Raw genomic sequence first — 22,518 nt, 5'->3', positions numbered from 1 at the left:
GTCGCGCCGGCCACGCGTCAGGTCATTTTATTTACCGCCCCCGCGAATCCACCCCCTGTCGGATCGGCAGGGACAGCGACCGAACCGGAGATGGGATCCATCGGTGACGAACCATGTCAGATAGAAACGACACGACCGATTCGGACGTAATGGAACAGATCAACGAAGGTCGCGAGGCGGAATCGGGCCGTCGAATCGAGTTCTACGGCGGGCGGTGGATGAGCGCGTTCCCAATCGCCTTCTTCATCGTCTGGGCTATCGTCCAGAGTGGGCTGTTGCGGATCGGTGATACCACGGGACTGGTCGCCGGCATGCTGATCGCACTCATCCTCGGCATGCTGTTCGCGAAGGGCGACTGGAAGTTCTACGCGAACACCATCTTCGAGGGGATGACCCGCCGGGTGGCCGCGACGGCGGTCGTCGCGTGGCTCTGGGCCGGCATGTTCGCCGAGACGATCCAAGTTGGCGGGTTCGTCGGCGGTCTCGTCTGGGCGGCCAACGCCGCAGAGATCGGAGCCGCGCTGTTTCCCGTACTCACCTTCCTCCTCTCCGGACTGTTGGCGACGGGCATCGGCACCGGCTACGGCACGACCGTCGCCATGACGACGCTGTTTTTCCCCGCGGGGATCCTGCTCGGGGCCAACCCCGTCCTGCTGTTCGGTGCGATCCTCTCGGGGGCGGTGTTCGGCGACAACCTCGCGCCGGTGAGCGACACGACCATCGTCTCGGCGGTGACCCAGAACGCCGACATCGGGGGCGTCGTCGCCTCCCGGTTCAAGTACGCCATCGTCGCTGCGGTGCTCGCGGTCGTGGCCTTCGTCGTCGCCGGCGGGGCGATGGCCGGCCTCGACGTGCCGGCGGAGGCCCGGACCATCTTCATCGAGAACAGCGAACCCGGTGGTCTCGTCCACCTCCTGTCGATGCTCGCGGTGATCGGGACGGCGGTCGCAGGCCGCCACATCGTCGAGGCCATCTCGTGGGGGATCATCGTCGCGTTCGTGATGAACCTCGTTCTCGGACTGGCCTCGGTGGCCGACATGATCGTCTTCCAAGCCCCACAGAACCTCGGCATCGCCCAGTCGCTGTCGGTGCTGCCGTTCGTCACGCTGGTCGAGCCGGCCGAGACGGGCGTCGGTGGCAGTCTCTACGCCGGCGCGCAGGGCTTCTTCCCGCTGATCGTCCTCACGCTCCTCATCGTCGCGGGCGCACAGATCATGATCCGCGGCGGCGGGTTCGCGGCCATCCAGGAGTGGTTCTTCCGCTCGGTCGCGACGGGCGTCCGCCGGACCGAACTGACGATGGTGTTCGGGACGGCCCTCGTCAACGCGATGATTACGATCAACACCGCGGCCGAAATCGCCATCTCGCCGTACATCGCTCGCCTCGGGGAGCGGTTCAACATCAACGGCTACCGGCGGGCGAACATCCTCGACGCGAACACGTCGGCGCTCGGCTACATCTTCCCGTGGTCGGGCGGCGTCCTCGTCGGCTACACGGTCATCCAGGGACTCCCCGGAGAGTACGACTGGTTCACCCAGTCGATGGTCGTCAATCCCGTCGAGGTGGTGCCGTTCGTCTTCCACGGGTGGTTCCTCGTCGGCGTGTTCGTCCTCGCGGCGCTGACCGGGTTCGGGCGGGAGTACACCTCCGACCGGGGGGCCGAGGAGGTGGCGCGCGTATGAGCCTCCTCGGCAAGTATCTGCGGGGCTGGTCGTTCCGCACCAGTCGGCCGTCGTTCGACGTCGACGACGAGATAGAGGTGTTCCTGACCGGCGTGGAGAACGGTACCGTCGTCGCCCGAGTCGGCGACACGATCATCCGGGTGCCGGACGCCGACCCGGAGTACGTCGACACGCAGTGTCGCATCCGGATCACCGAGTTCGACGACGGCGACGCCACCGGTGAAGCGACGTTCGTAGCGAAGGTGGGCGAGAGCGCGTTCTAGCCGTTTCGGTGGCCGAGCGGTTTCTTTCGATCGACTTCGATCTCGACGTGGACGCTCTCGGGAAACTCCATGTGGCCGATCCGTCGAGCCACCTCGTCGTTGCCGTGGATCTCCAGCCGCCGCGAGTAGGACGTGTACTCCCACGAGGGGTACTGATCGCCGGGCTGGAGGGTTCGATACTGCGGGACGGTGAGGTGTTCGGGCGGTGCCGAGTGAGGGCCCTTACACTCCGCGCCCTTGCGCTCGACCATCCGCTTGAGGTCGGTGACGAGCGATTCGAGTACCTCTCGATCCCCACTTTGAAAGCTGAGTTTGGTCACGAAGGCCATCGTTACTACACCGGTGCGCGCTCGAAGGTCAAAAGCGCACCCGTCCGGGCTCGTCCCCGTCCGATATTCTATTAACCCGTGACCGTATATGGCCGGTAATGACGGTCGAAGCGACCAGTGCTGGAGCCATCCTCTTTCGCGACACCCGCGGTGAACGGGAGTATCTCCTCCTGAAGAGCCGTCCCGGCGACTGGGAGTTCCCCAAGGGCGGGGTCGAGGGTGACGAGGAGCTTCAGCAGACAGCGATCAGAGAAGTCACCGAGGAGGCCGGGATCGAGGATTTCCGGCTCATCGACGGCTTCCGCGAGGAGTACGACTACGTGTTCGAGGCCGGCGGCAACACCATCCACAAGACGGTCCACCTGTTCATCGCCCGCTCGTTCGAGGCGAGTGCGGAGCTCTCGACCGAGCACCGCGACCTACAGTGGCGGGACTACGACCAAGCGATCAACACGATCACACAGGACGGCCCGCGGGAGATACTCGAGGACGCCCACGACTACTTGGACGAACTCGTCGACCCCGAGACGGAGGCGGGCGAACGGACGTACATCGGGTGACGATGCCGCCCCACGACGCCGTCGACCGGCCGTGATCGACGGCGCGCCCGGCGACGCCGAGTTCGGCTTCGAACTCGTCACCTGCCGGTGGGCCGAACGCGTGTGGCCGCCCGACCGCGAGACCGAGGCCGTCCCGGTCGTCGCCCGCCAACTCGGCACCCGGAACCGCCGCTGGGACACCGTCGTCGTTGAGGCCGACCCCGAGGGCCTCGCCGCCCGCGCGGCCTTCGGCGAGCGGACGCTCGATTCGGATCTGCTCCACGTCGTCCGCAACGCCCCCGCCGACTGGGCGTGGTACCGCGACGCGCTCCCCGACCCCGGCTACCCGTGGCGGTACGTCCGCGCCGCGGTCCACCGCGCCGACGCGCGCGGCGTCGTCGACACCCGACGGGACGGCAACCGCATCCAGATCCGGCGGGTCGCGTCCTACCCCGACTGGGTGTGTCGCCTCGTCGCCGTCGAGAACAAGCCCGACCTCTCGGCGAGTGCGGCGCGGGCGCTCGCCGACCAACTCGACCACGACGTCTCGACCGCACTCGCCGACGAGGTGTGGGTCGCCACCGCCGCCACGGGCGAGACGGCCGAACCCGCTCTCTTGGAGGACCTGCCCGTCGAGGCCGGCGTCCTCGCCCTCGAGTTCGACGGCGACGGCGTCGACTCGCGGGTCGCGTGGCACCCCGCGACGCTGGATCCCGACGCCGAGGCGTCGTCGCCGCCGGACGACCGGGCCGACAAACGACTGGAACTCGCCGAGCGGGCCTACGGGTCGGGTTGGCGGTCGTACGTCGGGACGATGCGCCCCGACTGCCGGTGGTTCGAACTCCGCGAGCGGGCTGGGGCGTTCGTCCCGTGGTGTGCCGAGAAGAAGTGCCACCAGACCGCCGTGGAGTGTGCCGGGTCCTGTCCGGGGTTCGAACCCGAACCCCCCGCGTGGCGGACCCGCGGGTGGCCGATCGAGGGTGGGCCGGGTAAGGGAATCCAACGGCTTCTGGCCCGGCGACGGCGACGGCAGCGCGGGCTAAACGGGGAGTGACGGACGGTCAGACGACCTCGACCGCGACGCCCTCGCGGTCGACCGCGAGTTTGTAGGTCGGGACGGTTCGGTAGACGGTTTCGACGACACCCTTGCGCCGGAGGTTGCCCAGCGCCTCCCGGACTGCGTCCACGCCGGGGTCGGTGTCGAACGCATCCCGGACGCTCTGGAGGACGCTCACGACGCTCTCGGAGCGGTCGTCGGGCCCGGCGACGACCTCGAACACCTGCGCTTCGAGCTCCGGGACGCGGATCACCTGCACGCCGTCATCGTCGCCTTCGACGCCCGGTTCGACGTCGACGAGGTCGGCCGCCTCCGGCGTCGCGCAGATGTAGCTGTTCTCGTTGCGGTAGTAGTAGTCGCCGAGGTGGTCCTCGAGGTACGAGTGGACCTCGCTCCCACCCTCGAGTCCCCACCGTTCCTGTAGTTCGTTGTTCTTCGTCGGCTGGAGGCGGACGATGTCCGCCAGCCGGTCGCGTTCCTCCTCCGACAGTGTCATCGCCGTGCGGTTCGGGCGACGCCCATATGCGTGTTCCGTTCGCCGACGGACCCGCAGACCCCGAACGATTAACCTCTTGGCTCCCGTCGACTCGGGCGTGTCTTGGAACACCGTCACCCTCGATGTCGACGGCGGCGTCGCCCGGCTGACCGTCGACCGACCCGACGCGCTGAACGCCATGAACACCGAAACGCTGGGAGAAATCGAGTCGGCCATCGCCGAGGCCGAGAGCGAAGCGGCGCGTGTCCTGGTTCTCACCGGGGCCGGCGACGACGCCTTCATCGCGGGCGCGGACATCGACTACATGAAAGAGTTCTCGACGCCGGAGGCACTCGCCTACGCCGAGCGGGGACAGGGAGTCGTCCGCGACCTCCGGGAGTTCCCCGGCGTCACCATCGCTGCCATCAACGGCTACGCCTTCGGCGGCGGCTGTGAGTTCGCGCTCGCCTGCGACCTCCGCGTGGCGAGCGAGCGGGCCGTCATCGGACAGACGGAGATCGACCTCGGCATCATCCCGGGGTGGGGCGGTACGCAACTCCTCCAGCGGCTCGTCTCCGACGAGACGGCGCGGCGACTGATCTTCTTCGGTGACCGACTCGACGCGTCCGACGCCTACGAGCGGGGACTGATCGGGGAGGTGGTCGCGCACGACGACCTGTACGACCACGTCGACGAGATGGCGGCCGAACTCGCGGCCAAGCCGCGCCACGCCCTCTACGCCGCCAAGGAGGCGCTCAACGCCTACCACGAGGCCGGCGGCGAGGGCGCGATGACCGTCGAGCGGCGGGCGTGGAGCGGCCTGTTCGGTACGCACGACCAGCGCGAGGGGATGGCGGCGTTCGTCGAGAAGCGCGATCCGGAGTTCGAGTAGTCGGGGCCGCCGACGCGGTGCCGCCCCGAACGGCGGCGTGTGCTCACCACTAAGTGTCCCGAGGTCGAACCCCGGGGTATGGGCGAACGCGTGAAACTGAGCCGGGTCGAGTCGACGTTCGAGCGGCTCGAATTTCCGGTCACTCGGGACGACGCCGCGGCCGAACTGGTCGACGTGACGGTGACCTTCGCCGACAGCGAGGCGAACTTGGGCGAACTGGTCTCGGAGATGGGGAGCGACGCCTTCCACGGCCCGGACGAACTGCAGTCCGAACTCGGGGACGTCTTGCCGGTCGAGGCGGTGGGGGAACCGGGGCAGTCCGACGGCGACGAGTAGTTGGTGGCGGGAGCTCGCTCGGACACAAAGTATAAATCCGTTCACCGTCCGTTTGGTACTGTGATCCGGCCTCGCGTCCCGGTCGTCGCCGACGGTTCGCCAGCGGCGCGTGGCCTCGTGACTCTCCTGAAGAAACGCGGCCGGTAGCCTCGCTCGCGGCGGGCGTAGCGACCCCGTCCCGGGCGCTCTCCGGCCGGCCCAGTTCCGACACGACTAACAGCGCAGCCACCCCATCCAAAGCAAATGACGCTATCCGAGTTCCGCGGGGTCTACCCCGCCATGACGACGCCGTTCCACGAGGACGGCAGTATCGACTTCCAGACGCTCCGGACCGACGCCCGACGTCTCGCCGACGCCGGCGTCGACGGCCTCGTCCCCGTCGGCTCCACCGGCGAGAGCGCGACCCTCTCCCACGACGAACACATCGAGGTAGTCGAAGCGGTCATCGACGCCGTCGGCGACCGCGTGCCCGTCATCGCCGGATCCGGGTCGAACAACACCCGCGAAGCGCTCTCGCTCTCCCGTCGCTCCGCGGACGCCGGGGCCGACGCCCTCCTCCTCATCTCGCCGTACTACAACAAGCCCGAACCGGCGGGAATGTACGACCACTACCGGACCATCGCCGACGAGGTGGACGTGCCCCAGATCGTCTACAACGTCCCCGGGCGAACCGGCCGGAACATCGAGGTCGACACGGCGGTCGAACTGGCCGCCCACCCCAACATCCGGGGGTACAAGGCCGCGAGTGGCGACCTCGCGCAGGTCTCCGAAGTCGTCGAGCGCACCCGAGACGAGGAGTTCGCCGTCCTCGCCGGCGACGACGGCCTCATCCTGCCGACTCTCTCGGTCGGCGGCCGGGGCACCATCAGCGTCGTCGCCAATATCGAACCCGAGCGGACCGTCGAGATGGTCCACTCGGCGCTCGACGACGACTACGAACGCGCCCGGGAGGTCCACCACGACCTCGGTCCGCTGATGCGCGCGCTGTTCTGGGAGACCAACCCCATCCCGGTCAACGAGGCGATGGCCATCCGCGGCTACGGGCCGGGCAACGTCCGCTCGCCGCTCACCCGCCTCTCGGAGGAGTACCGCGCCGACCTCGAAGCCGTCCTCGCGGACCTCGAACCGCTGGAGGTCGACGGGTGATGCGTCTCGCGGTCACCGGTGCCGGCGGCCACATGGGCCGGGAGGTGCTCGCGGCGGCGAGCGACCGCGACGGGGTCGAAGTCGCCCTCGCGGTCAACCGCTCGCCAGTCGACTCGGTCGAAGGGTACGACGTCGAGGACGAGGCCGACCTGCCCCGTCTACTGGACGAACGCGACCCGGACGTCCTGGTCGACTTCACCGTCCCCGACCCGAGCGTGCGCTACGTCGAGGCCTGCGCCGAGGCGGGCGTCGCGGCCGTCGTCGGCACCACGGGCTTCTCCGATGCGCAACTCGACCGCGTCGCGGCCGCCGCCGAGTCGACGCCCGTCCTCCGCGCGGCCAACTTCGCTCGCGGCGTGGCGGCGCTCCGGCGAGCGATCCGCGAGGCCGTCGCCGCGGTGCCGGCGTACGACGTCGAACTCACCGAGACCCACCACAACCGCAAGCGGGACGCCCCCTCGGGCACCGCGCTGACGATTCTGGACGACGTGGACGAGGTGCGCGAGGAGCCACGCTCCTCGGGGAGTCGGACGGAGTCCGACGGGAGCGACCGCGTCCACGGCCGCAAGGGCGAACAGCCCCGCGAGGACGGCGAGGTGGGGGTCCACGCCCGCCGGGCCGGCGACGTGACCGGGGAACACGAACTACTACTTGCGGGGAACCACGAGGTGCTGACGCTCACGCACCGCGCCGAGTCCCGCGGCGTCTTCGCCGAGGGTGCGCTCGACGCTGCCGAGTGGCTGACCGGCCGACCGGCCGGCGCGTACGACTTCGAGGACATGCTATGACGCTCCAATCCGACGTATCCGACCTGTGGCACCGCTACGACGACGACGCCGTCGACGCCGAGACGGCGACCGACGACGACCGTGCGACCCTCGACGCCTTCCTCGACGCCCTCGAGGCGGGCGAGGTTCGCGCCGCCGAGAAGCGCGGCGGGGAGTGGGAGGTCAACGAGTGGGTCAAGCGTGGCATCCTGCTCAACTTCGGCCTCCGGCCGACCGAGGCCCGCGGGTACGGCGGCGTCGACTACCACGACGTCCTCCCCCTGCGGGAGACGACCGACCTCGGGGAGCGCGGCACCCGAAACACGCCCGACGGCACGACGATCCGACGCGGGGCGTACCTCGGGAGCGACTGCATCATGATGAGCCCCTCCTTCGTCAACGTCGGCGCACACGTCGGCGACGGGACGCTGGTCGACTCCTGTGACACCGTCGGCTCCTGTGCTCAGATCGGCGAGGGCGTCAAACTCGGCGCGAACACGCTGATCGGCGGCGTCCTCGAACCCGTCGAGGACGCGCCGGTGATCGTCGAGGACGGCGCCTCGCTCGGAGCGGGGTGCCGGGTCACCTCCGGGTTCGTCGTCGGCGAGAACACCGTCGTCGGCGAGAACACGCTCCTCTCGCCGCGCATCCCCGTCTACGACCTCGTCGAGGAGGAAGTCGTCTACGGCCGTCTGCCGCCCGAGCGCCGGGCGTTCACCCGGATGGTGGAGTCCTCCATCGGCGACCACGACCTGTTCGCGGGCGGAGCGTACAAGCCCGCCGTCGTCGCGATGGACATCGAGGCCGAGACGCGGGATGCCACGAGGCGGGAGGAGGCGCTCCGGGAATGAGCGAGGAGGCGGTCGGCGACGCTGCGGACGCCACGGACGGGCCGACGGGTCCCGCCGTACGACGCCTCGCCGACTGGACGGCCCCCGACTTGCGGGGGCTGGCGGCCGAACACGGCACACCGCTGTACGTCACCGACCTCGACCGAGTGCGGGAGAACGCGATTCGTCTGCGTCGGGCGTTCGACGCGGGTGACGAGGACGGCGACGCGGACGTACGCTACGCCGTCAAGGCCCACACCGGTCGGGCCGTCCTCCGGACGGTCCGAGAGGCCGGCCTCGGTGCCGAGTGTGCCTCCGCCGGCGAGGTGGTTCGCGCCCTCGACGCCGGTTTCGAGGGGCGCGAGGTGCAGTACACGGCTGTCAACCCGCCGAGTGGGGACCTCGATATCGTCCTCGACCGCTGGCGTGACGGGGCCGACCTGACCGTCGTCGCCGGCGCGGCCGACACGCTCGACCGCCTCCGTTCCCGTGGCTTCGACGGCCGACTCGCGGTCCGAGTGAACCCCGGCGTCGGGGCCGGCCACCACGAGAAGGTGACGACCGGCGGCCACGCCAAGTTCGGCGTCCCGTACGACCGCGTCCCCGGGCTTCTGGCCGACGCCCGTGCCGACTTCGACGTGGTCGGCATCCACGCCCACGCCGGGAGCGGCATCTCCGGCGACGACCTGGACGCCCACCGCGAACTCGTCGCGCGGATGGGCGAACTCGCCCGCGAGGTGGGCGACCTGGAGTTCGTCGACGTCGGCGGCGGCTTCGGCGTCCCCTACCGCGAGGCCGAACCGCCCCTGGACATCGCGGCCGTCGCCGACGCCACCCGCGAGGCGCTTGGCGAGGTTGACGCCGTCCTCGCCGTCGAACCCGGCCGCTACGTCGTCGCCGACGCGGGCGTCCTCCTGACGCGAGTGAACACGGTGAAGGAGGGCGGCGGGGACGAGAGCGGGGTCGTCGCCGGTGTCGACGCCGGCATGACGACCCTGTTGCGCCCGGCGATGTACGACGCCTACCACGCCATCCGGAACCTCGCAGCCGACGGCCGGGCGGAGCTCCCGGTCACCGTCGCCGGCCCCGTCTGCGAGACGGCGGATCTGTTCTGCGAGGAGCGACCGCTCCCGACCCCCGAACGCGGCGACCTGCTCGCCCTCGGCAACGCCGGCGCGTACGGCTACGAGATGGCGAGTACGTACAACTCTCGCCCCCGTCCGGCGGAAGTCGTGCTGGAGGGCGGAACCGCACGGCTCGCCCGCGAACGCGAGTCGCTCGACGCGCTCACCGCACTGGAGGGCGACCGATGATGACCATCCGGGCGGAGAAGTTCCACGGGACGGAGAACGACTTCCTCGTCGTACCGGCGGACGCGCCGGTGACGGACCGCGCGGCGTTCGCGGCGACCCACTGCGACCGCGAGACGGGCGTGGGCGGCGAGCGGACGGGCGCCGACGGCGTCCTCTTTCTGGACCTCGATCCGACCGCCTCGCCCGTTCGGGTGACGATGACGCTCGTCCAACCCGACGGCTCGGTCGCGGCGATGTGTGGCAACGGCGCGCGCGTCGCCGCGACGTGGGCGGCCCGCGAGACCGGCGAACGGGAGGTCGTGATCGGGACGCCGGCGGGCGACCGCCACGCCGTCGTCCGGAGCGAGGGCGTCACCGTCGAGATGGGACGACCCTCGTTCGACCCCGCGGACGTCCCGCTGGCTCACGACGCCGGCGGGCCGCTGATCGACACGCCAATCGAGGGGCTGACAGTCACCGCTCTGAACACGGGCGTCCCCCACGCCGTCGCGTTCGTCGACGACGTGGACGAGGTCGACCTCGATGCGGTCGCGCCGCCGGTGCGTCACGCGACCATCTTCCCCGAGGGAGCGAACGTCACGCTCGCCTCGCGGGTCGAAATCGACGACGACGCCCGCGAGGGCGCGCCCGGCGCACCGGCGGCGTTCCGCCAGCGGACCTTCGAACGCGGCGTCGAGGGCGAGACGCTGGCCTGTGGCACCGGTGCCGTCGCGCTTGTCGCCGCCGCGAAGCGCACCGGCCGCCTGGAGACCGACGGGCCGGTTCGGGTGTCGCCGCCGGGGGGCGACCTCGTGATCGTCGTCCCGGACGACGGCCCTGCGACCCTGACCGGGCCGGTCGAACGCGAGTTCGACGTCGACGTGGAGGACGTGGCGTGACCGACGACGAGTTCGATCCCATCGCCTTCCTCGATACCGCCGTCCGGATCGAGTCACACGAGGACGTGGGCGAGATGCGCGAGTTCCTCGTCGAGACGCTCCGCGAGAACGGAATCGACCCCCTCGTCGACGACGCGGGCAACACGCTCGCCACGCGGGGGTTTGGATCGCCACACATCGTCCTGAACACCCACATCGACACCGTGTCGCCACACGTCCCGTACCGCCGCGACAACGAGGAGGGGCCGATCCACGGCCGTGGCTCCTGTGACGCCAAGGGGCCGCTCGCGGCGATCCTGTCGGCGTTTCTCGCGGTCAACCCTGGAGGGGGGCGACTGACCCTCGCCGTCACGCCCGACGAGGAGGTGTACTCGACGGGTGCGGCGGCGCTCGACCTCTCGGTCTTGCCGGGCGTCGATGGCGAGGCGCCTCGGGGGGCCGCCGACGCGTACGTGGTCGGCGAACCGACCGGGCTGGACGTCTGCACGGCCGCGAAGGGCCGGTTCGAGGGGACGATCACCCTCTCCGGGCGCAACGCCCACGCCGCCGAACCGGAGGCGGGAGCCAACGCCGTCGCCGCGGCGGAGGGCGCACTCGGCGCGGTCCGAACCTTCGACGCGGACCGCGAGCCCCACCCCGACCTCGGCCCGGCGACGCTCACCCCGACGGTCGTCGAGGGGGGCGAGGCGACGAACCAGGTGCCCGCCGACTGTGCGATCACCGTCGACCGCCGGAGCGTCCCCCCGGAGTCGGCCGAGGGATTCCGGGCCGACCTTGAGGCGGCCGTCGACGACGCCACACCCGACACGGTCGGCGTCTCCTTCGACCTGACCGAGCGCCCGACGCCCTTCTTCGAGGCGTTCGCGACCAACGCCGACGAACCGATCGTCCGGACGCTCGCGGCTGCGGCCGACCGTGTCACCGACGGCGAGGGTGGGACCGTCCGCCCCTTCGGTGCCGCGACCGAGGCCTCCTACTTCACGCCAGCGCCGACGGTCGTCTTCGGCCCCGGCGTCCTCGCCGACGAGACGGGACCCGTCGCCCACGCCGACAGGGAGTACGTCCGGATCGAGGACGTGCGGCGGGCGGCGACGGCGCTGACCGACGGACTGGCGGCGCTGTACTGATACAGTTTGTCGTGACTGTTCACCGGCGAGTCGCCGAGGCAGTCCGTCCACTCATGCGTAATGACTTACAACAATCCGTACGAAGCGCAACCCCCAAGCGCCCGGGCCCCATCGGTCCGCCCATGTACGAGGCGGTCCACGTCGACGGCGATGAGGGAGGAGAGCGCCTCGTCGCAACCACGGCCCGGATGGGCTACGAGGGGGTCGTCCTCCGGGCACGGGACGCCACACCCGATCACGCGGCGCTCCGCGAGGCGACGGGTATCGACGTCGTCGACGCCGTCGAGATCGTGGCGTCCGACCCCGAACACGCGAGCGGCGCGGTCGGCGGGCGCCGCCCCGACCACACGATCCTCTGTGTGCGTGGCGGCACCGACCGCCTCAATCGCTTCGCAGTCGAGAGCGACCGGGTCGACGTGCTCACCCGCCCGATGGCCGACGACGGCGACGTGAACCACGTCCTCGCGAACGCGGCGGCGACCCACGGCGTCCGCATCGAGTTCGACCTCGGACCAGTCCTCCGGGCGACCGGCGGGCGGCGGGTGCGGGCGCTGCGGGACCTGCGCAAACTCCGCGAACTCGTCGCCGACGCGGACGCGCCGTTCGTCGTCAGCGCGAACGCGGCGTCGCGCCTCCAAGTGCGCGCGCCGCGGGAACTCGTCGCCGTCGGCGAGGCGGTTGGGTTCGACCCCGATACGATCCGGGCGGGCCTCGGGGAGTGGGGTGATCTCGCGGCTCGAAATCGGCACCGACGGTCCGAGTCGTTCGTGGAACCCGGCGTCGAACGGGGACGGTACGACGGCGACGGGAGCGGGGGTAGCGGATGAAACACCTGCCGAAGCATCTCCGCCCGCGCTGGCGGTATCTCGCCGTCGAACTGGAGACGCCATCCGGCGTCGACGTCCCGCGGCGGGCGTTCCAGCGGGCGGTGTGGTACGCCGCTGGCAACCTGTTGGGCGACGCCGGGAGCGCGGACGCCGACCTCCGGGTGTTGCGCTACCGGTTCGACGGCGAGACGGGGCACGGTGAGGCGGTCGTCCGCGCCCGCCACGGCGAGGTGTCGTCCGGGCGGGCGGCGCTCGCTTGCGTGGACGCCGTCGACGAGGACCCGGTCGGCCTGTGGGTCCGCGGCGTGTCGGGGACCGTTCGAGGGTGTGAAGCGTTCCTGAGCGGGGAGCGATGACGGGGTCGCGACCGCCGGAGCGTCGACGCGTCCGGAAGTATCGAGCGATAGGGCCCGAGTAAGAAAGGTATTTAGGAGCCCGGGCCGGAGTAGCGACCGAGAGACGCGTCGTGTTCGGGAGTGACCGTCGGATCGGCGATCCGCGACCGGAGCAGACGTCACACCGACCGAGACCCGGAGACGGCCGCACTCGATTTCGAGTCAGAGTCAACGTGATACAATGCAGGGACAAGCCCAACAACAGGCATACGACCGCGGGATAACCATCTTCTCGCCCGATGGCCGCCTCTACCAGGTCGAATACGCACGAGAGGCCGTCAAGCGAGGAACAGCGAGCATCGGCGTCCGAACCGAGGAGGGCGTGGTACTGGCGGCGGACAAGCGCTCCCGGTCGCCGCTGATGGAGCCGACGAGCGTCGAGAAGATCCACAAGGCCGACGACCACGCCGGTATCGCGAGCGCCGGGCACGTCGCAGACGCGCGACAGCTCATCGACTTCGCTCGCCGGCAGGCACAGGTCAACCGCCTCCGGTACAGCGAGCCCATCGGAATCGAAGCGCTCACCAAGGAGGTCACCGACCACATCCAGCAGTACACGCAGGTCGGCGGTGCCCGCCCCTTCGGCGTCGCCCTCCTCGTCGGCGGCATCGAGGACGGCGAACCGCGCCTCTACGAGACCGACCCCTCGGGGACGCCCTACGAGTGGAAGGCCGTCTCCATCGGTGCGAACCGTGGTGACCTCCAGGAGTACCTCGAGGAGAACTACGGCGACAACCTGGACCTCGACGGCGGCATCGCCCTCGCGCTCCGGGCACTCGCCTCCGCGGACGAGGGGACGCTCGAACCGTCCGGCGTCGACGTGGCAAGCATCACCACCGAGTCGGGTGCGTTCCACGAACTCGACAACGACGAGATCGAGGCACACCTCGACGACTTCGACCTCCTCCCGAGCGAGGAGGACGCGGACGACGACGAGTAACGGCCTCGGTCCCGCGGACTATCCTCCCTCACCTTCTCCGTTCGGTCCGACGACCAGACCCGACTACCGTGTGTTCAGTACTCCTCGTACGCGAGGTTCATCAGCCACTGCGAGAAGGCGTCGCTCCGGGGGTCGACTTCCTCCTCGCCGATGAACGGTGAGAGCATGTCGCCGGCCATCAGCATCGCGAAATCGAGGTCCTCGACCGTCGGCATCAGGTAGTAGGTGTTGTGTCCCTGGTAGACGGTCTCCTCGCGCCGAATGAGGCCGCTCTCGACGAGCGATTCGGCGATCCGACTCCCTTTCCGCGAGGAGATGTCGAGTTCCTTCCACAGATCGCTCTGGTGGATCCCCCGCGTCTCGAGGACGAGATCAAGCGCCGCACGTTCGTCGGCCGAGAGGTCCGCCGTATCGCTCGCGCTCATCGACGCACCTCCGTACCGTCGGTCCGGAACATACCCGGACAAATCGCCGGGACGTGTTTAAACTTGACCTTCACCCGCGTCGACCGGACGGTACGGCGTCTCGCAGGGCGGTCCGTCGGCGAACAGATACTCGGGTGTCTTGCCGAGGCGGAGGAGGGACGACGACCGCGTGCCGTAGCCCTCGGCGTGGATGCAGACGCCGACGTCGTGGTCGGCGAGGACGTCCCCGGCCCGGTCGAGCCACGCCGCCGACGCCTCGCCGGGTTCGGGTGTCAGCGCCGCCCGGACCGCGCGAGCGTCGTCCGCGCGTTCGGTCGCACACTCGGCGGCGGGGCCCTCCGGTACGACGAACGCGTCGGCGACGTGCCCGCCGCCGCCGAGGGCCGCCCCGTTGTTGACGACGACGTGGACGCCCGGGCCGAGTCGCGTCCGCCGGAAGTCGCCGTCCCACTCGAACAGGAACGCGCTCTCGCCGTCGGCGACGACGAGGTTGAACCCGTCGTAGGCGTCGGCGTCGACGGCGCGTTCGACGAGTTCGGCGGCCGCCCGCGCGTCGAACTCTCGGAGGGCGTCGTCGACTAGCAACCCCCGGGATCGCTCGGCGGGGGTCCCCTCTGTCGGGCGGTTGGTGATCCCGACGAACAGTCCGGCGTCGTTGTGTCCGATCCACGTGCCGCCGGCCTCGGCGTCACGGGGGGCGACGACCGCCGGATCCGACCCGGTCCGGCACGGTGGCTCCGAGGCTCGGTCGGATCGCTCGTCGCGGTTGGCTGCGACGACGACCGGCGCGTCCGCAAACACCTGCCAGGCGAGCGTGAGCGTGCACACGGCGTCGGGTAGGTGAGCCGGCGTGTTAAATCACGCCCGCCAGTCCTCGGGCGTCGACTCGGCGTCGGCCGTCGCGACGGCCGCTCGGACCGCGGCGACGTTCTCGGGCACGTCGTGGACCCTGACGAGGTCGGCCCCCCGGTCGACGGCGAGCGCCGTCGTCGCGACGGTAGCCGGCAGGCGCTCGTCCGCACCCTGCCCGAGGTAGCCGAACATGGACTTGTGGGAGTGGCCGACCAAGACCGGACAGCCGAGCGCCCGGAACTCGCCGAGGCGGTCGAGGAGTTCGAACTCCTCGACCGGTTCCTTGCCGAAGCCGAGGCCGGGGTCGACGATCACCTTCTCTCGGTCGAGGCCGGCACGTTCGGCGAGCGCCACCCGTTCGGCGAGTTCGTCGATCACGTCCGACACCACGTCGTCGTAGGCGACGGTCTTGTCGGGGACGACCGGCGCGTCGATGCTGTGCATCACGACGACCGGCACGTCGTACTCGGCGGCGAGAAAGCGCATCTCCGGGTCGGCGAGCCCAGTCACGTCGTTGAGGACGTCGGCTCCGGCGTCGAGGGCGGCCCGCGCCACCTCGGCCTTGCGGGTGTCGATGGAGACGAGGGCGTCGAGGTCGGACAGGGCGTCGATCACCGGGCGGACGCGCTCTATCTCCTCGGCGGCCGACACCGGGTCGGCTCCGGGGCGCGTGCTCTCGCCGCCCACGTCGATCACGTCCGCACCCGCCTCGACCATCGCCTCGGCGCGATCGACCGCAGCCGTCGGATCGAAGTAGTCACCGCCGTCGTGGAAACTGTCCGGCGTCACGTTCAGGATACCCATCACCGACGGGCGTTCCTCCCACGGGTAGCCGTGGGTCGGTGTGTCGGCCCCGAGACCGACGGCCTCACGCAGGCGGTCGGCGACGCCGCCGTACTCGTCGCCGACCGCGGCGAGGAGGGATCGGAGTTCGGTCCGCGTCCCCGAGAGCACCGCCGGCCGGAGTTCGCGCCCGGTCCGGTAGTCGGCAGTCACCGCCGTCGCGCCGGCCCGCCCGGCGGCGCGGTCGATCGCTCGCGCCTCCCGGCGGTCGAGGCGGACGGTCGCGACCCGGTGGACACTGTCCTCGGCGACCGTAGCGTCCGCGTCGGAGTTCGAGCGGTCGAGGGTCGTCCGCGCGTCGTCGACGGTGTCGACCTCCCGGGGAACGGCGAGCCGGGACCACGTCCGCCGCGCCTCGCCGACGGCGAACAGCGACCCCACGACGAGGATACAGTCGTCGGGAGCGGCCGCCTCGCGGGCACGGGAAAGCGCCGCCGACACCGTGGGTGCGGCGGTCGCGTCGGCGGTCCCGCCGGCTTCGAAGGCAGTGGCGAGCACCGCGGGATCGGCCGCCCGCTCGTGGGCCGGCGCGCAGGCCCACACCGACGACGGCGACGGCAGTTCGTCGACCATCCACTGGTGGTCCTTGTCGTGCATCGACCCGAAGACGAGGTGGAGGTCGTCGTAGTCGTACTCGCCGAGCGTCTCGGCGACTGCCGCACACGCGCCGGGGTTGTGTGCGCCGTCGAGGACGACCAGCGGCTCGCGCTCCATCACCTCGAACCGCCCGGGCCAGTGGGCGCTCCTGATGCCGCGGGCGAGGTGCGCCTCGGTCACGCTCCCCTCGACGACGTCGCCCACCTGCCGGGCGAGTGCGGCCGCAACGCCGGCGTTCCGGGCCTGATACGATCCAGGCATCGGAACCCGTGTCTCGATCCCCCAGTCGTCGCCGGCGATCCCCACCGCCGCCTCGGTGTGGTTGACGAGGCCGTCGTAGCGGACGGTCACGTCCGGTGATTCGGCAGCGGTCCCGACGGCGACGGTGTCGGGCGCGTGCCGGCGGACGGCGTCGCGTGCCTCGCCCGCCGAGCCCGTCACCAACGGCGCGTCGTCGGGTGCGACCGTCACCTGTTCGGCGGCGATGTCGTCGATCGACTCGCCAAGGACCTCGGTGTGTTCGAGGCTCACCGCCGTCACCGCCGCGGCGACGGGATCGACGACGCTCGTCGCGTCGAGGCGGCCGCCCATCCCGACTTCCAGCACCGCCACGTCCACGTCCGAACGGCCGAAGTGCCAGAGAGCCATCGCGGTGAGCGTCTCGAAGGAAGTGAGGGGTTCCCCCTCGACCGCCCGATCGACGAGGAACGGGCGTACCTGGTCGACGAACTCGACGACTGCCGATTCGGGTATCTTCCGACCGTCGACCCCGATCCGCTCGCGGACGTCGTCGAAGTGTGGCGACGTGTAGAGCCCGACTCGGTACCCGGCCTCGCGCAGGATCGACTCGGTCATACGCGCCGTGCTTCCCTTGCCGTTCGAGCCGGCGACTTGGACGAACGTGACGCCCGCCTGTGGGTCGTCGAGGCGCGTCAACAGATCCCGAACCGACTCCGTCCCCGGTTCGACTGCGAACCGGCGGAGGTCGGAGAGAAAGTCCGCAGCGGCGTGATAGTCCATGACTCGATTCCGTGCGGGGAGGGTTTTAGTCTCACGGGTCGTGGTAGCGTCACCATACCCCGGGGCTGCGTGGCCCTCAGCGATCCGCGAGTCGCCGAACGTGGCTCCCGATCCGTCGTCGCCGCACGAGCAGTTCTTCCCCAGTCCAACCCAAGACGACCAGGAGCGCGCCGATAGCCGCGACGACGTCCGACTCGGACATCCAGACGGGGCGGAGCCACGGCAGCACGTGTGCCCACCGGGTCGCCACCTCGTCGGCCACTCCCTCCACGGGCGTCCCCTCGAACGTCGTGCGCAGGCCGCCCGCGACGAATGATCCCTCCGTTCCCGTGGTGAGGTTCGCGCTCCCGGTGATGGCGTAACTCCCACTCGCGTTCATGTCGCGGATCGTCGGCCCGTTGGAGTCGTCGCCGTGGACCGGGCGCTCGGCGTCGTACGGCCCCCACGTCGCGTAGTACTCCCAGACCACCTCGCCCGTCGGCGTCACCTCCATCACGCGGTGGTTGAGCGTGTCCGTGATCAGCGTGTTGCCGTTCGGGAGGCGGTCGGCGTCCCGGGGCCAGTTGAGCGACTCCGAACCCACCTCCCACGTCCGGACCCACTCCCCGTCCTCCTTGGCGTACTCCACGACGCGGTCGTTCTCGCTGTCGGCGACGAGGATGGTCGGCGTCCCGTTCTCGCTCTCGAGCCAGTCGGGGCTGTGCTGTTCGCGCAACACGTCGTAGTCGTCGTCGCTCCCGAGACGCTCGACGATCTCCTTGCTCTCCATGTCGACGACGATGGCCTGATCGAAGTTGCGCGGCGACAGCAGGAGGCGGTCGTCGCCGATCGGTTCGACGTCGTTGACGTGGGTCCAGTCGGCGCTGTACCCGCCGTCGGTGCCCGCGGGGTAGTGGTTCTTGAACTTCCACTCCCAGGTGACCTCCCCGGTCGAGCGGTCGTAGACGACGATCCGGTCCTCGCTGACGCCGGTCGACTCGTTCCACGCTCGCATGTTCGCGATGGCGATGCGGTCGTCGCCGAGGGAGGCGACGCCGTGCGTGTCCGTCATGTCGAAGCGCTCCTGCCAGACGCGTTCCTCCGTGCCGGGGTCGAACTCGAAGATAACCGTGTCGCCCGCTCGTGGCGAGGAGACGAGCAGGTTCCCGTTGGGCATGGGATCGACCTCGAAGAACCACGCGTCGCCACCGACGGTGTCGTCGTGCGTCCAGTCGAGGTCACCCTCCGGACCGACGGAGACGAGGCGTGCGGGCTTCTTGGGGTTCGTGTTCCCACGGAACGTGTACCCCTGTGCACTGATGACCGTCGAGCCGTCGGCTGGGCGCTCGATCGTCCCGGGTTCGAGGTTCGTGTCCTCCGCGGGGTCGTAGGTCAACGCCGAGGCTGCCGAGGGGAGGAGGAGCACACACACCACCGCCAGGACGGCGAGTCGAAGAAGCGTCGGTCGAGTGACTCGGGGGCGGCTCACGCGTCTCGCTGAGGGAGGTCCGGGGGAATGGCTTACGGTTCGACACCGGGGCGGGGTGACGGAGTCACGCTACACGTACCCCCGGTCCCGGGCCGTCGCCAGCGCCGCCTCGTCGACGAAGATCACGATTTCGTCGTTCCAGAGTCGGAAGTCGTGGCGGTGACGCTCGTACCCCGACAACTGTCGGGCGACGCGGTCCTCGTCCCACCCCGCGGCGATCACGACCGGCGGGGGATCCGAGCCGAGCGATGTTTGGTCGGGGGGCGTGCTCTCGACGGTCGCACCGTAGCGTTCGAGATACCACGGCAGAGGAAGCCGCGAGTGCCACGACGGGCCGCCGGGACGTGGCTGGTCGAGCGACGACTCGTCTTCGACGTAGAAGCGCACGTCGCTCGGGTTGCTCGGCGGGTGGGTGCCGACGAACAGCACGTCCGTGCCGTCGTCGACTCGGGAGACGCCGCGGACGAGTTCGAGTGTTTCTTTCATCTCGTTCTCGGGTTGGGCCCACTGGAGCACCTCCCCCGCCTCGTCGTCGGAGGTGCTGTCGGTGTACGTGACGTTCGCGCCGACGACGCCGACGGCCGCGGCCGACAGCAACAGCGCCGCGAGGAGGGTCGGGAGCGTCCACGACGGGGCCGTCGGGCGGGTGAGTCCCCCGCTCTCCCCCTCGGCGTCGGCGTCCTCGGTTTCGACGACGGCCCGCCGGACGCACCGGGCGAGCGCCGCCACGCCGACTCCGGCCGGCACGGCGAGGGGGACGACGGTGTGGACCGCCGCCCACGGTGCGCGGATGTCGGTCGCGATGGGGTAGCCGACGACGCTCACCGCACCCCAGTAGGCCGCGGCGGCGACGAGCGCTCTCGAGCCCCGGTCCGAGCCGTAGCCGTCGGCGACGAAGCCGACGGCGGCGAACGCGAGGGCGAACGGCGCGCCGTACAGCAGCGTCTCGAGATAGTCGTAGAGGAAGGGGAGGTAGTCGTGGCTCTGGTGGCTCCCCGCCACCCAGAGGTCGTAGAACGACTCCCAGGAGCCGACCGTCGCCGCCTCGACGACGCCCGGGAGACGGGCGGGGTCGCCGAGCGCAACCCAGAGGTCGGGCCGTGGGGCGTAGAAGAAGACGACGACGGCGAGGAAGGCGACGACTCCGCCGACGGTGTGGAGGGCGGCGAGGCCGAGTCCGCGGCGGACGGAGCCACCCCACCCCGAGAGGCGGTAGGCGACGGCGGTTCGCCACTCGCGGGTCACGAGCGTCCGGACCGATCGGTCGGCGCGGGCGGCCCTGAACAGGCGGTGGTCGACCAGTAGCGCCCCGGCACCGAGGAAACACAGCAGGTAGACGACGGCGTTCTCCTTGGTCGTGAACGCGAGTCCGAGGACGGCGGCGGCGGGGTAGACGAGGCGGGCGTCCCCCCGGTCTACGGCGCGGACGAACAGCGCGAACGCGCCGAACGCGAACGCGGCGACGAGCACGTCGTTTCGCATGAACCGCGAGTAGTAGACGAGCAACGGGTTGGCCGCGAGGACGAGGCCGAGCGCGACGACTTCGAGGTCGTCGAGGTGGTCACGGAGGAGCCACGCCGACAGGGGGAGCAGGCCGCCGACGACGGCGACGATCAGGCGGGCGCTGAAGTCGGAGGCCCCGAGGAAGGGAACCGAGAACACCCAGTCGTTGACGACGAAGAGGAAGGGGCCGTGGACGATGGGTCGGTAGGCGAACTCGCCGGTCTCGTGGTAGCGGAGGATCCAGTAGCCGACGCGACCCTCGTCCCAGTGGAAGATACGGGTGCCGAGGCCGACGATTCGGACGGCGAGAGCGACGGCGGTGACGGCGAGGAGCGCACGGGCGCCACGGGAACGACCCTGGGCGGGCATCGCTCTCTCCTGTCCGCTCTGCGGTAACAACCCTTTTGGTTTCGACGGTGCCGAGAGCAAGGCCTTTGCCACCCCGGTCCGAGACGCCCGATATGGTTACACTGGGGTTGGTGGCCGCGCAGTACAACGCGTCGGTCACCGAACCGATGACGGAGGCGGCCAGGGAGGCGGCCCGGGAGGCCGACGCCGACATCGCGGAGACGGTGTCGGTGCCGGGGACGTACGACGCGCCGCTTGCGGCCGACCGCCTCGCTCGTCGAGAGGATATCGACGCCGTGGCCGTGATCGGTGCCATCGTCACCGGCGATACGGACCACGACCGCGTGATCGGCGACGCGACCGCTCGGGCGCTGACCGACGTGAGCATCGACCGGGACACGCCGGTCACGTTCGGCGTGAGCGGGCCGGGTATGAGCGGGGCCGAAGCCCGGGAGCGCGTCGAGAAAGGAGCGGAAGCGGTAAACGCGGCCGTCGAGATGGTACGCACGTTACCATGACGGACTTCGACTTCGCGTCGCGGGTCGAGCGCGTCGAGCCGAGTGCGACCCTCGCGATCAGCAACCTCGCAAACGAACTCGAGGCGGACGGCGTCGACGTGGTCGACCTCTCGGTCGGCGAACCCGACTTCGACACGCCCGAGAACATCGTCGAGGCGGGCAAGGCGGCCCTCGACGCCGGCCACACGACCTACACGTCCTCGAACGGCATCCCGGCACTCCGAGAGGCAATCGCGGCCGACCTCCGCGAGGGTGGCGTTCCGGCGGAGGCGGAGAACGTGATCGTCACGCCCGGCGGCAAGCAGGCGCTGTACGAAATCTTCCACACGCTGATCGACGACGGGGACGAAGTGGTGTTGCTCGACCCCGCGTGGGTCTCCTACGAGGCACAGGCGAAGATGGCCGGCGCCGACCTCTCGCGGGTCGACCTCTCGCCGTACGACTTCCAACTCGAACCCGCACTCGACGACCTCGCGGCGACGGTGAGCGACGACACCGAACTGCTGGTGGTCAACTCGCCGTCGAACCCGACGGGGGCCGTCTACTCCGATGCCGCCCTCGAGGGAGTCCGCGACCTCGCCGTCGACCACGACGTGACGGTCGTCGCCGACGAGATGTACGAGGACATCACCTACGGTGTCGACCCGACGAGCCTCGCCTCCTTCGACGGGATGGCCGACCGGACGCTCACGGTCAACGGCTTCTCGAAGGCGTACGCGATGACCGGGTGGCGGCTGGGCTACTTCCGTGCGCCCGACGACTTCGTCTCCCAGGCCGGCAAGATCCAGTCCCACTCCGTCTCGTGTGCGGTCAACTTCGTCCAACACGCCGGGATCGAGGCGTTGGAGAACACGGACGACGCCGTCGTCGAGATGCGAGACGCCTTCCGCGAGCGCCGCGACATGCTCGTCGACCTGTTCGCCGACCACGGCATCGATGTCCCCGTCGGCGACGGTGCGTTCTACATGATGTTGCCCGTCGACCAAGACGATCAGGCGTGGTGCGAGGGTGCCATCGAGGAGGCACACGTCGCCACCGTCCCCGGGAGCGCGTTCGGCACGCCCGGCTACGCCCGTCTCTCCTACGCCGCGAGCAAGGAGCGCCTCCGCGAGGGTGTCGAGCGCCTCGCCGAGGGCGGTTACCTGTAG

The 22,518-nt window shown here is 70.1% G+C and carries 23 protein-coding genes and 1 pseudogene; 17 read left to right on the top strand and 7 right to left on the bottom strand.

What is annotated here, in order from left to right; translation table 11 throughout:
• Positions 1 to 113: 113 nt before the first annotated feature.
• Both NBT81_RS14395 and NBT81_RS14390 read left to right on the top strand, forming a co-directional pair.
• Positions 114 to 1,682, top strand: a complete 1,569-nt coding sequence (locus NBT81_RS14395; protein ID WP_425498673.1) for a Na+/H+ antiporter NhaC family protein — start codon at positions 114 to 116, stop codon at positions 1,680 to 1,682.
• A complete protein-coding gene (locus NBT81_RS14390) occupies positions 1,679 to 1,945 on the top strand; it encodes a DUF7513 family protein (protein ID WP_338739539.1) in 267 nt (88 codons plus the stop codon). The genes NBT81_RS14395 and NBT81_RS14390 overlap by 4 nt, the downstream gene beginning before the upstream one ends.
• On the opposite strand, the gene NBT81_RS14385 is transcribed toward NBT81_RS14390, so the two are convergent.
• The gene (locus NBT81_RS14385; RefSeq protein ID WP_338739538.1) at positions 1,942 to 2,274 is read right to left on the bottom strand and encodes an uS10/mL48 family ribosomal protein; all 333 of its coding nucleotides are present in this window, start codon (positions 2,272 to 2,274) and stop codon (positions 1,942 to 1,944) included. The two genes, NBT81_RS14390 and NBT81_RS14385, sit on opposite strands and share 4 nt — an antisense overlap.
• 98 nt (positions 2,275 to 2,372) lie before the next feature.
• Between NBT81_RS14385 and NBT81_RS14380 the strand changes: the two genes are divergently transcribed.
• Both NBT81_RS14380 and NBT81_RS14375 read left to right on the top strand, forming a co-directional pair.
• Positions 2,373 to 2,834, top strand: coding sequence for a bis(5'-nucleosyl)-tetraphosphatase (locus NBT81_RS14380; RefSeq protein ID WP_338739537.1), 462 nt, complete (start codon positions 2,373 to 2,375; stop codon positions 2,832 to 2,834).
• 31 nt (positions 2,835 to 2,865) lie between these two features.
• Positions 2,866 to 3,867 carry a DUF5787 family protein gene (locus tag NBT81_RS14375; RefSeq protein WP_338739536.1) on the top strand — a complete coding sequence of 334 codons (1,002 nt, stop codon included), beginning with the start codon at positions 2,866 to 2,868 and terminating at the stop codon, positions 3,865 to 3,867.
• A gap of 7 nt (positions 3,868 to 3,874) precedes the next feature.
• On the opposite strand, the gene NBT81_RS14370 is transcribed toward NBT81_RS14375, so the two are convergent.
• On the bottom strand, positions 3,875 to 4,366 hold the full coding sequence (locus tag NBT81_RS14370; protein ID WP_338739535.1) for a DUF5797 family protein: 492 nt from the start codon (positions 4,364 to 4,366) through the stop codon (positions 3,875 to 3,877).
• 97 nt (positions 4,367 to 4,463) lie between these two features.
• On the opposite strand from NBT81_RS14370, the gene NBT81_RS14365 reads away from it, so the two are divergent.
• The 11 genes and pseudogenes from NBT81_RS14365 to psmA all read left to right on the top strand — a co-directional run bounded on the left by NBT81_RS14365 (position 4,464) and on the right by psmA (position 13,796).
• A complete protein-coding gene (locus NBT81_RS14365; protein ID WP_338739534.1) occupies positions 4,464 to 5,237 on the top strand; it encodes an enoyl-CoA hydratase/isomerase family protein in 774 nt (257 codons plus the stop codon).
• Between the two features lie 78 nt (positions 5,238 to 5,315).
• A complete protein-coding gene (locus NBT81_RS14360) occupies positions 5,316 to 5,573 on the top strand; it encodes a hypothetical protein (protein ID WP_338739533.1) in 258 nt (85 codons plus the stop codon).
• A gap of 243 nt (positions 5,574 to 5,816) precedes the next feature.
• Entirely contained in the window at positions 5,817 to 6,719 is a 903-nt protein-coding gene (dapA, locus tag NBT81_RS14355; RefSeq protein WP_338739532.1) for a 4-hydroxy-tetrahydrodipicolinate synthase, read from the top strand.
• The gene (dapB, locus tag NBT81_RS14350) at positions 6,719 to 7,507 is read left to right on the top strand and encodes a 4-hydroxy-tetrahydrodipicolinate reductase (protein ID WP_338739531.1); all 789 of its coding nucleotides are present in this window, start codon (positions 6,719 to 6,721) and stop codon (positions 7,505 to 7,507) included. Before dapA ends, dapB begins: the two co-directional genes overlap by 1 nt.
• On the top strand, positions 7,504 to 8,337 hold the full coding sequence (locus NBT81_RS14345; RefSeq protein WP_338739530.1) for a 2,3,4,5-tetrahydropyridine-2,6-dicarboxylate N-succinyltransferase: 834 nt from the start codon (positions 7,504 to 7,506) through the stop codon (positions 8,335 to 8,337). Before dapB ends, NBT81_RS14345 begins: the two co-directional genes overlap by 4 nt.
• Positions 8,334 to 9,629 carry a diaminopimelate decarboxylase gene (gene lysA / locus NBT81_RS14340; RefSeq protein ID WP_338739529.1) on the top strand — a complete coding sequence of 432 codons (1,296 nt, stop codon included), beginning with the start codon at positions 8,334 to 8,336 and terminating at the stop codon, positions 9,627 to 9,629. The genes NBT81_RS14345 and lysA overlap by 4 nt, the downstream gene beginning before the upstream one ends.
• Complete coding sequence (gene dapF / locus NBT81_RS14335; protein WP_338739528.1) at positions 9,626 to 10,507, top strand: diaminopimelate epimerase; 882 nt, start codon at positions 9,626 to 9,628, stop codon at positions 10,505 to 10,507. Before lysA ends, dapF begins: the two co-directional genes overlap by 4 nt.
• Entirely contained in the window at positions 10,504 to 11,634 is a 1,131-nt protein-coding gene (locus tag NBT81_RS14330; protein ID WP_338739527.1) for a M20 family metallopeptidase, read from the top strand. The genes dapF and NBT81_RS14330 overlap by 4 nt, the downstream gene beginning before the upstream one ends.
• A 122-nt stretch (positions 11,635 to 11,756) precedes the next feature.
• Positions 11,757 to 12,461 carry an RNase P subunit p30 family protein gene (locus tag NBT81_RS14325; protein ID WP_338739526.1) on the top strand — a complete coding sequence of 235 codons (705 nt, stop codon included), beginning with the start codon at positions 11,757 to 11,759 and terminating at the stop codon, positions 12,459 to 12,461.
• Positions 12,458 to 12,793 (top strand): annotated as a pseudogene (locus tag NBT81_RS14320) (Rpp14/Pop5 family protein); the annotation flags it as partial. The gene NBT81_RS14325 and the pseudogene NBT81_RS14320, both read left to right, overlap by 4 nt.
• A gap of 244 nt (positions 12,794 to 13,037) precedes the next feature.
• Positions 13,038 to 13,796, top strand: coding sequence for an archaeal proteasome endopeptidase complex subunit alpha (gene psmA, locus NBT81_RS14315; RefSeq protein ID WP_338739525.1), 759 nt, complete (start codon positions 13,038 to 13,040; stop codon positions 13,794 to 13,796).
• Between the two features lie 74 nt (positions 13,797 to 13,870).
• Here psmA and NBT81_RS14310 read toward each other — a convergent pair whose 3' ends face one another.
• From NBT81_RS14310 to NBT81_RS14290, 5 genes are all read right to left on the bottom strand, one after another.
• A complete protein-coding gene (locus NBT81_RS14310) occupies positions 13,871 to 14,221 on the bottom strand; it encodes a MarR family transcriptional regulator (protein WP_338739524.1) in 351 nt (116 codons plus the stop codon).
• 57 nt (positions 14,222 to 14,278) lie between these two features.
• Positions 14,279 to 15,049: an NRDE family protein gene (locus NBT81_RS14305; protein ID WP_338739523.1), complete on the bottom strand. Its 771-nt coding sequence runs from the start codon at positions 15,047 to 15,049 to the stop codon at positions 14,279 to 14,281.
• Between the two features lie 30 nt (positions 15,050 to 15,079).
• Positions 15,080 to 17,533, bottom strand: coding sequence for a dihydropteroate synthase (gene folP, locus NBT81_RS14300; protein ID WP_338739522.1), 2,454 nt, complete (start codon positions 17,531 to 17,533; stop codon positions 15,080 to 15,082).
• Positions 17,534 to 17,609: 76 nt separating this feature from the next.
• Complete coding sequence (locus NBT81_RS14295; RefSeq protein WP_338739521.1) at positions 17,610 to 19,001, bottom strand: aryl-sulfate sulfotransferase; 1,392 nt, start codon at positions 18,999 to 19,001, stop codon at positions 17,610 to 17,612.
• Positions 19,002 to 19,070: 69 nt separating this feature from the next.
• Positions 19,071 to 20,873 (bottom strand): flippase activity-associated protein Agl23, encoded by a 1,803-nt coding sequence (locus NBT81_RS14290; protein ID WP_338739520.1) that lies wholly within the window; start codon positions 20,871 to 20,873, stop codon positions 19,071 to 19,073.
• A 92-nt stretch (positions 20,874 to 20,965) separates the two neighbouring features.
• Between NBT81_RS14290 and ribH the strand changes: the two genes are divergently transcribed.
• On the top strand, positions 20,966 to 21,370 hold the full coding sequence (gene ribH, locus NBT81_RS14285; protein WP_338739519.1) for a 6,7-dimethyl-8-ribityllumazine synthase: 405 nt from the start codon (positions 20,966 to 20,968) through the stop codon (positions 21,368 to 21,370).
• The gene (locus NBT81_RS14280) at positions 21,367 to 22,518 is read left to right on the top strand and encodes a pyridoxal phosphate-dependent aminotransferase (protein WP_338739518.1); all 1,152 of its coding nucleotides are present in this window, start codon (positions 21,367 to 21,369) and stop codon (positions 22,516 to 22,518) included. Before ribH ends, NBT81_RS14280 begins: the two co-directional genes overlap by 4 nt.

This window comes from Haloplanus sp. CK5-1, assembly GCF_037201915.1.
GTDB lineage: Archaea > Halobacteriota > Halobacteria > Halobacteriales > Haloferacaceae > Haloplanus > Haloplanus salilacus.
Note: the sequence above shows the minus strand (reverse complement) of the source record. Positions and strands in the feature narration are given on the sequence as shown.

Coding starts and splice junctions, on each gene's coding strand:
- NBT81_RS14345 (WP_338739530.1), top strand. CDS start 7,504: ATGACGCTCCAATCCGACGTATCCGACCTGTGGCACCGCTACGACGAC.
- NBT81_RS14280 (WP_338739518.1), top strand. CDS start 21,367: ATGACGGACTTCGACTTCGCGTCGCGGGTCGAGCGCGTCGAGCCGAGT.
- ribH (WP_338739519.1), top strand. CDS start 20,966: ATGGTTACACTGGGGTTGGTGGCCGCGCAGTACAACGCGTCGGTCACC.
- dapB (WP_338739531.1), top strand. CDS start 6,719: ATGCGTCTCGCGGTCACCGGTGCCGGCGGCCACATGGGCCGGGAGGTG.
- NBT81_RS14385 (WP_338739538.1), bottom strand. CDS start 2,274: ATGGCCTTCGTGACCAAACTCAGCTTTCAAAGTGGGGATCGAGAGGTA.
- NBT81_RS14390 (WP_338739539.1), top strand. CDS start 1,679: ATGAGCCTCCTCGGCAAGTATCTGCGGGGCTGGTCGTTCCGCACCAGT.
- dapA (WP_338739532.1), top strand. CDS start 5,817: ATGACGCTATCCGAGTTCCGCGGGGTCTACCCCGCCATGACGACGCCG.
- NBT81_RS14290 (WP_338739520.1), bottom strand. CDS start 20,873: ATGCCCGCCCAGGGTCGTTCCCGTGGCGCCCGTGCGCTCCTCGCCGTC.
- NBT81_RS14310 (WP_338739524.1), bottom strand. CDS start 14,221: ATGAGCGCGAGCGATACGGCGGACCTCTCGGCCGACGAACGTGCGGCG.
- NBT81_RS14325 (WP_338739526.1), top strand. CDS start 11,757: ATGTACGAGGCGGTCCACGTCGACGGCGATGAGGGAGGAGAGCGCCTC.
- NBT81_RS14370 (WP_338739535.1), bottom strand. CDS start 4,366: ATGACACTGTCGGAGGAGGAACGCGACCGGCTGGCGGACATCGTCCGC.
- NBT81_RS14395 (WP_425498673.1), top strand. CDS start 114: ATGTCAGATAGAAACGACACGACCGATTCGGACGTAATGGAACAGATC.
- dapF (WP_338739528.1), top strand. CDS start 9,626: ATGATGACCATCCGGGCGGAGAAGTTCCACGGGACGGAGAACGACTTC.
- NBT81_RS14360 (WP_338739533.1), top strand. CDS start 5,316: ATGGGCGAACGCGTGAAACTGAGCCGGGTCGAGTCGACGTTCGAGCGG.
- NBT81_RS14380 (WP_338739537.1), top strand. CDS start 2,373: ATGACGGTCGAAGCGACCAGTGCTGGAGCCATCCTCTTTCGCGACACC.
- psmA (WP_338739525.1), top strand. CDS start 13,038: ATGCAGGGACAAGCCCAACAACAGGCATACGACCGCGGGATAACCATC.
- lysA (WP_338739529.1), top strand. CDS start 8,334: ATGAGCGAGGAGGCGGTCGGCGACGCTGCGGACGCCACGGACGGGCCG.
- folP (WP_338739522.1), bottom strand. CDS start 17,533: ATGGACTATCACGCCGCTGCGGACTTTCTCTCCGACCTCCGCCGGTTC.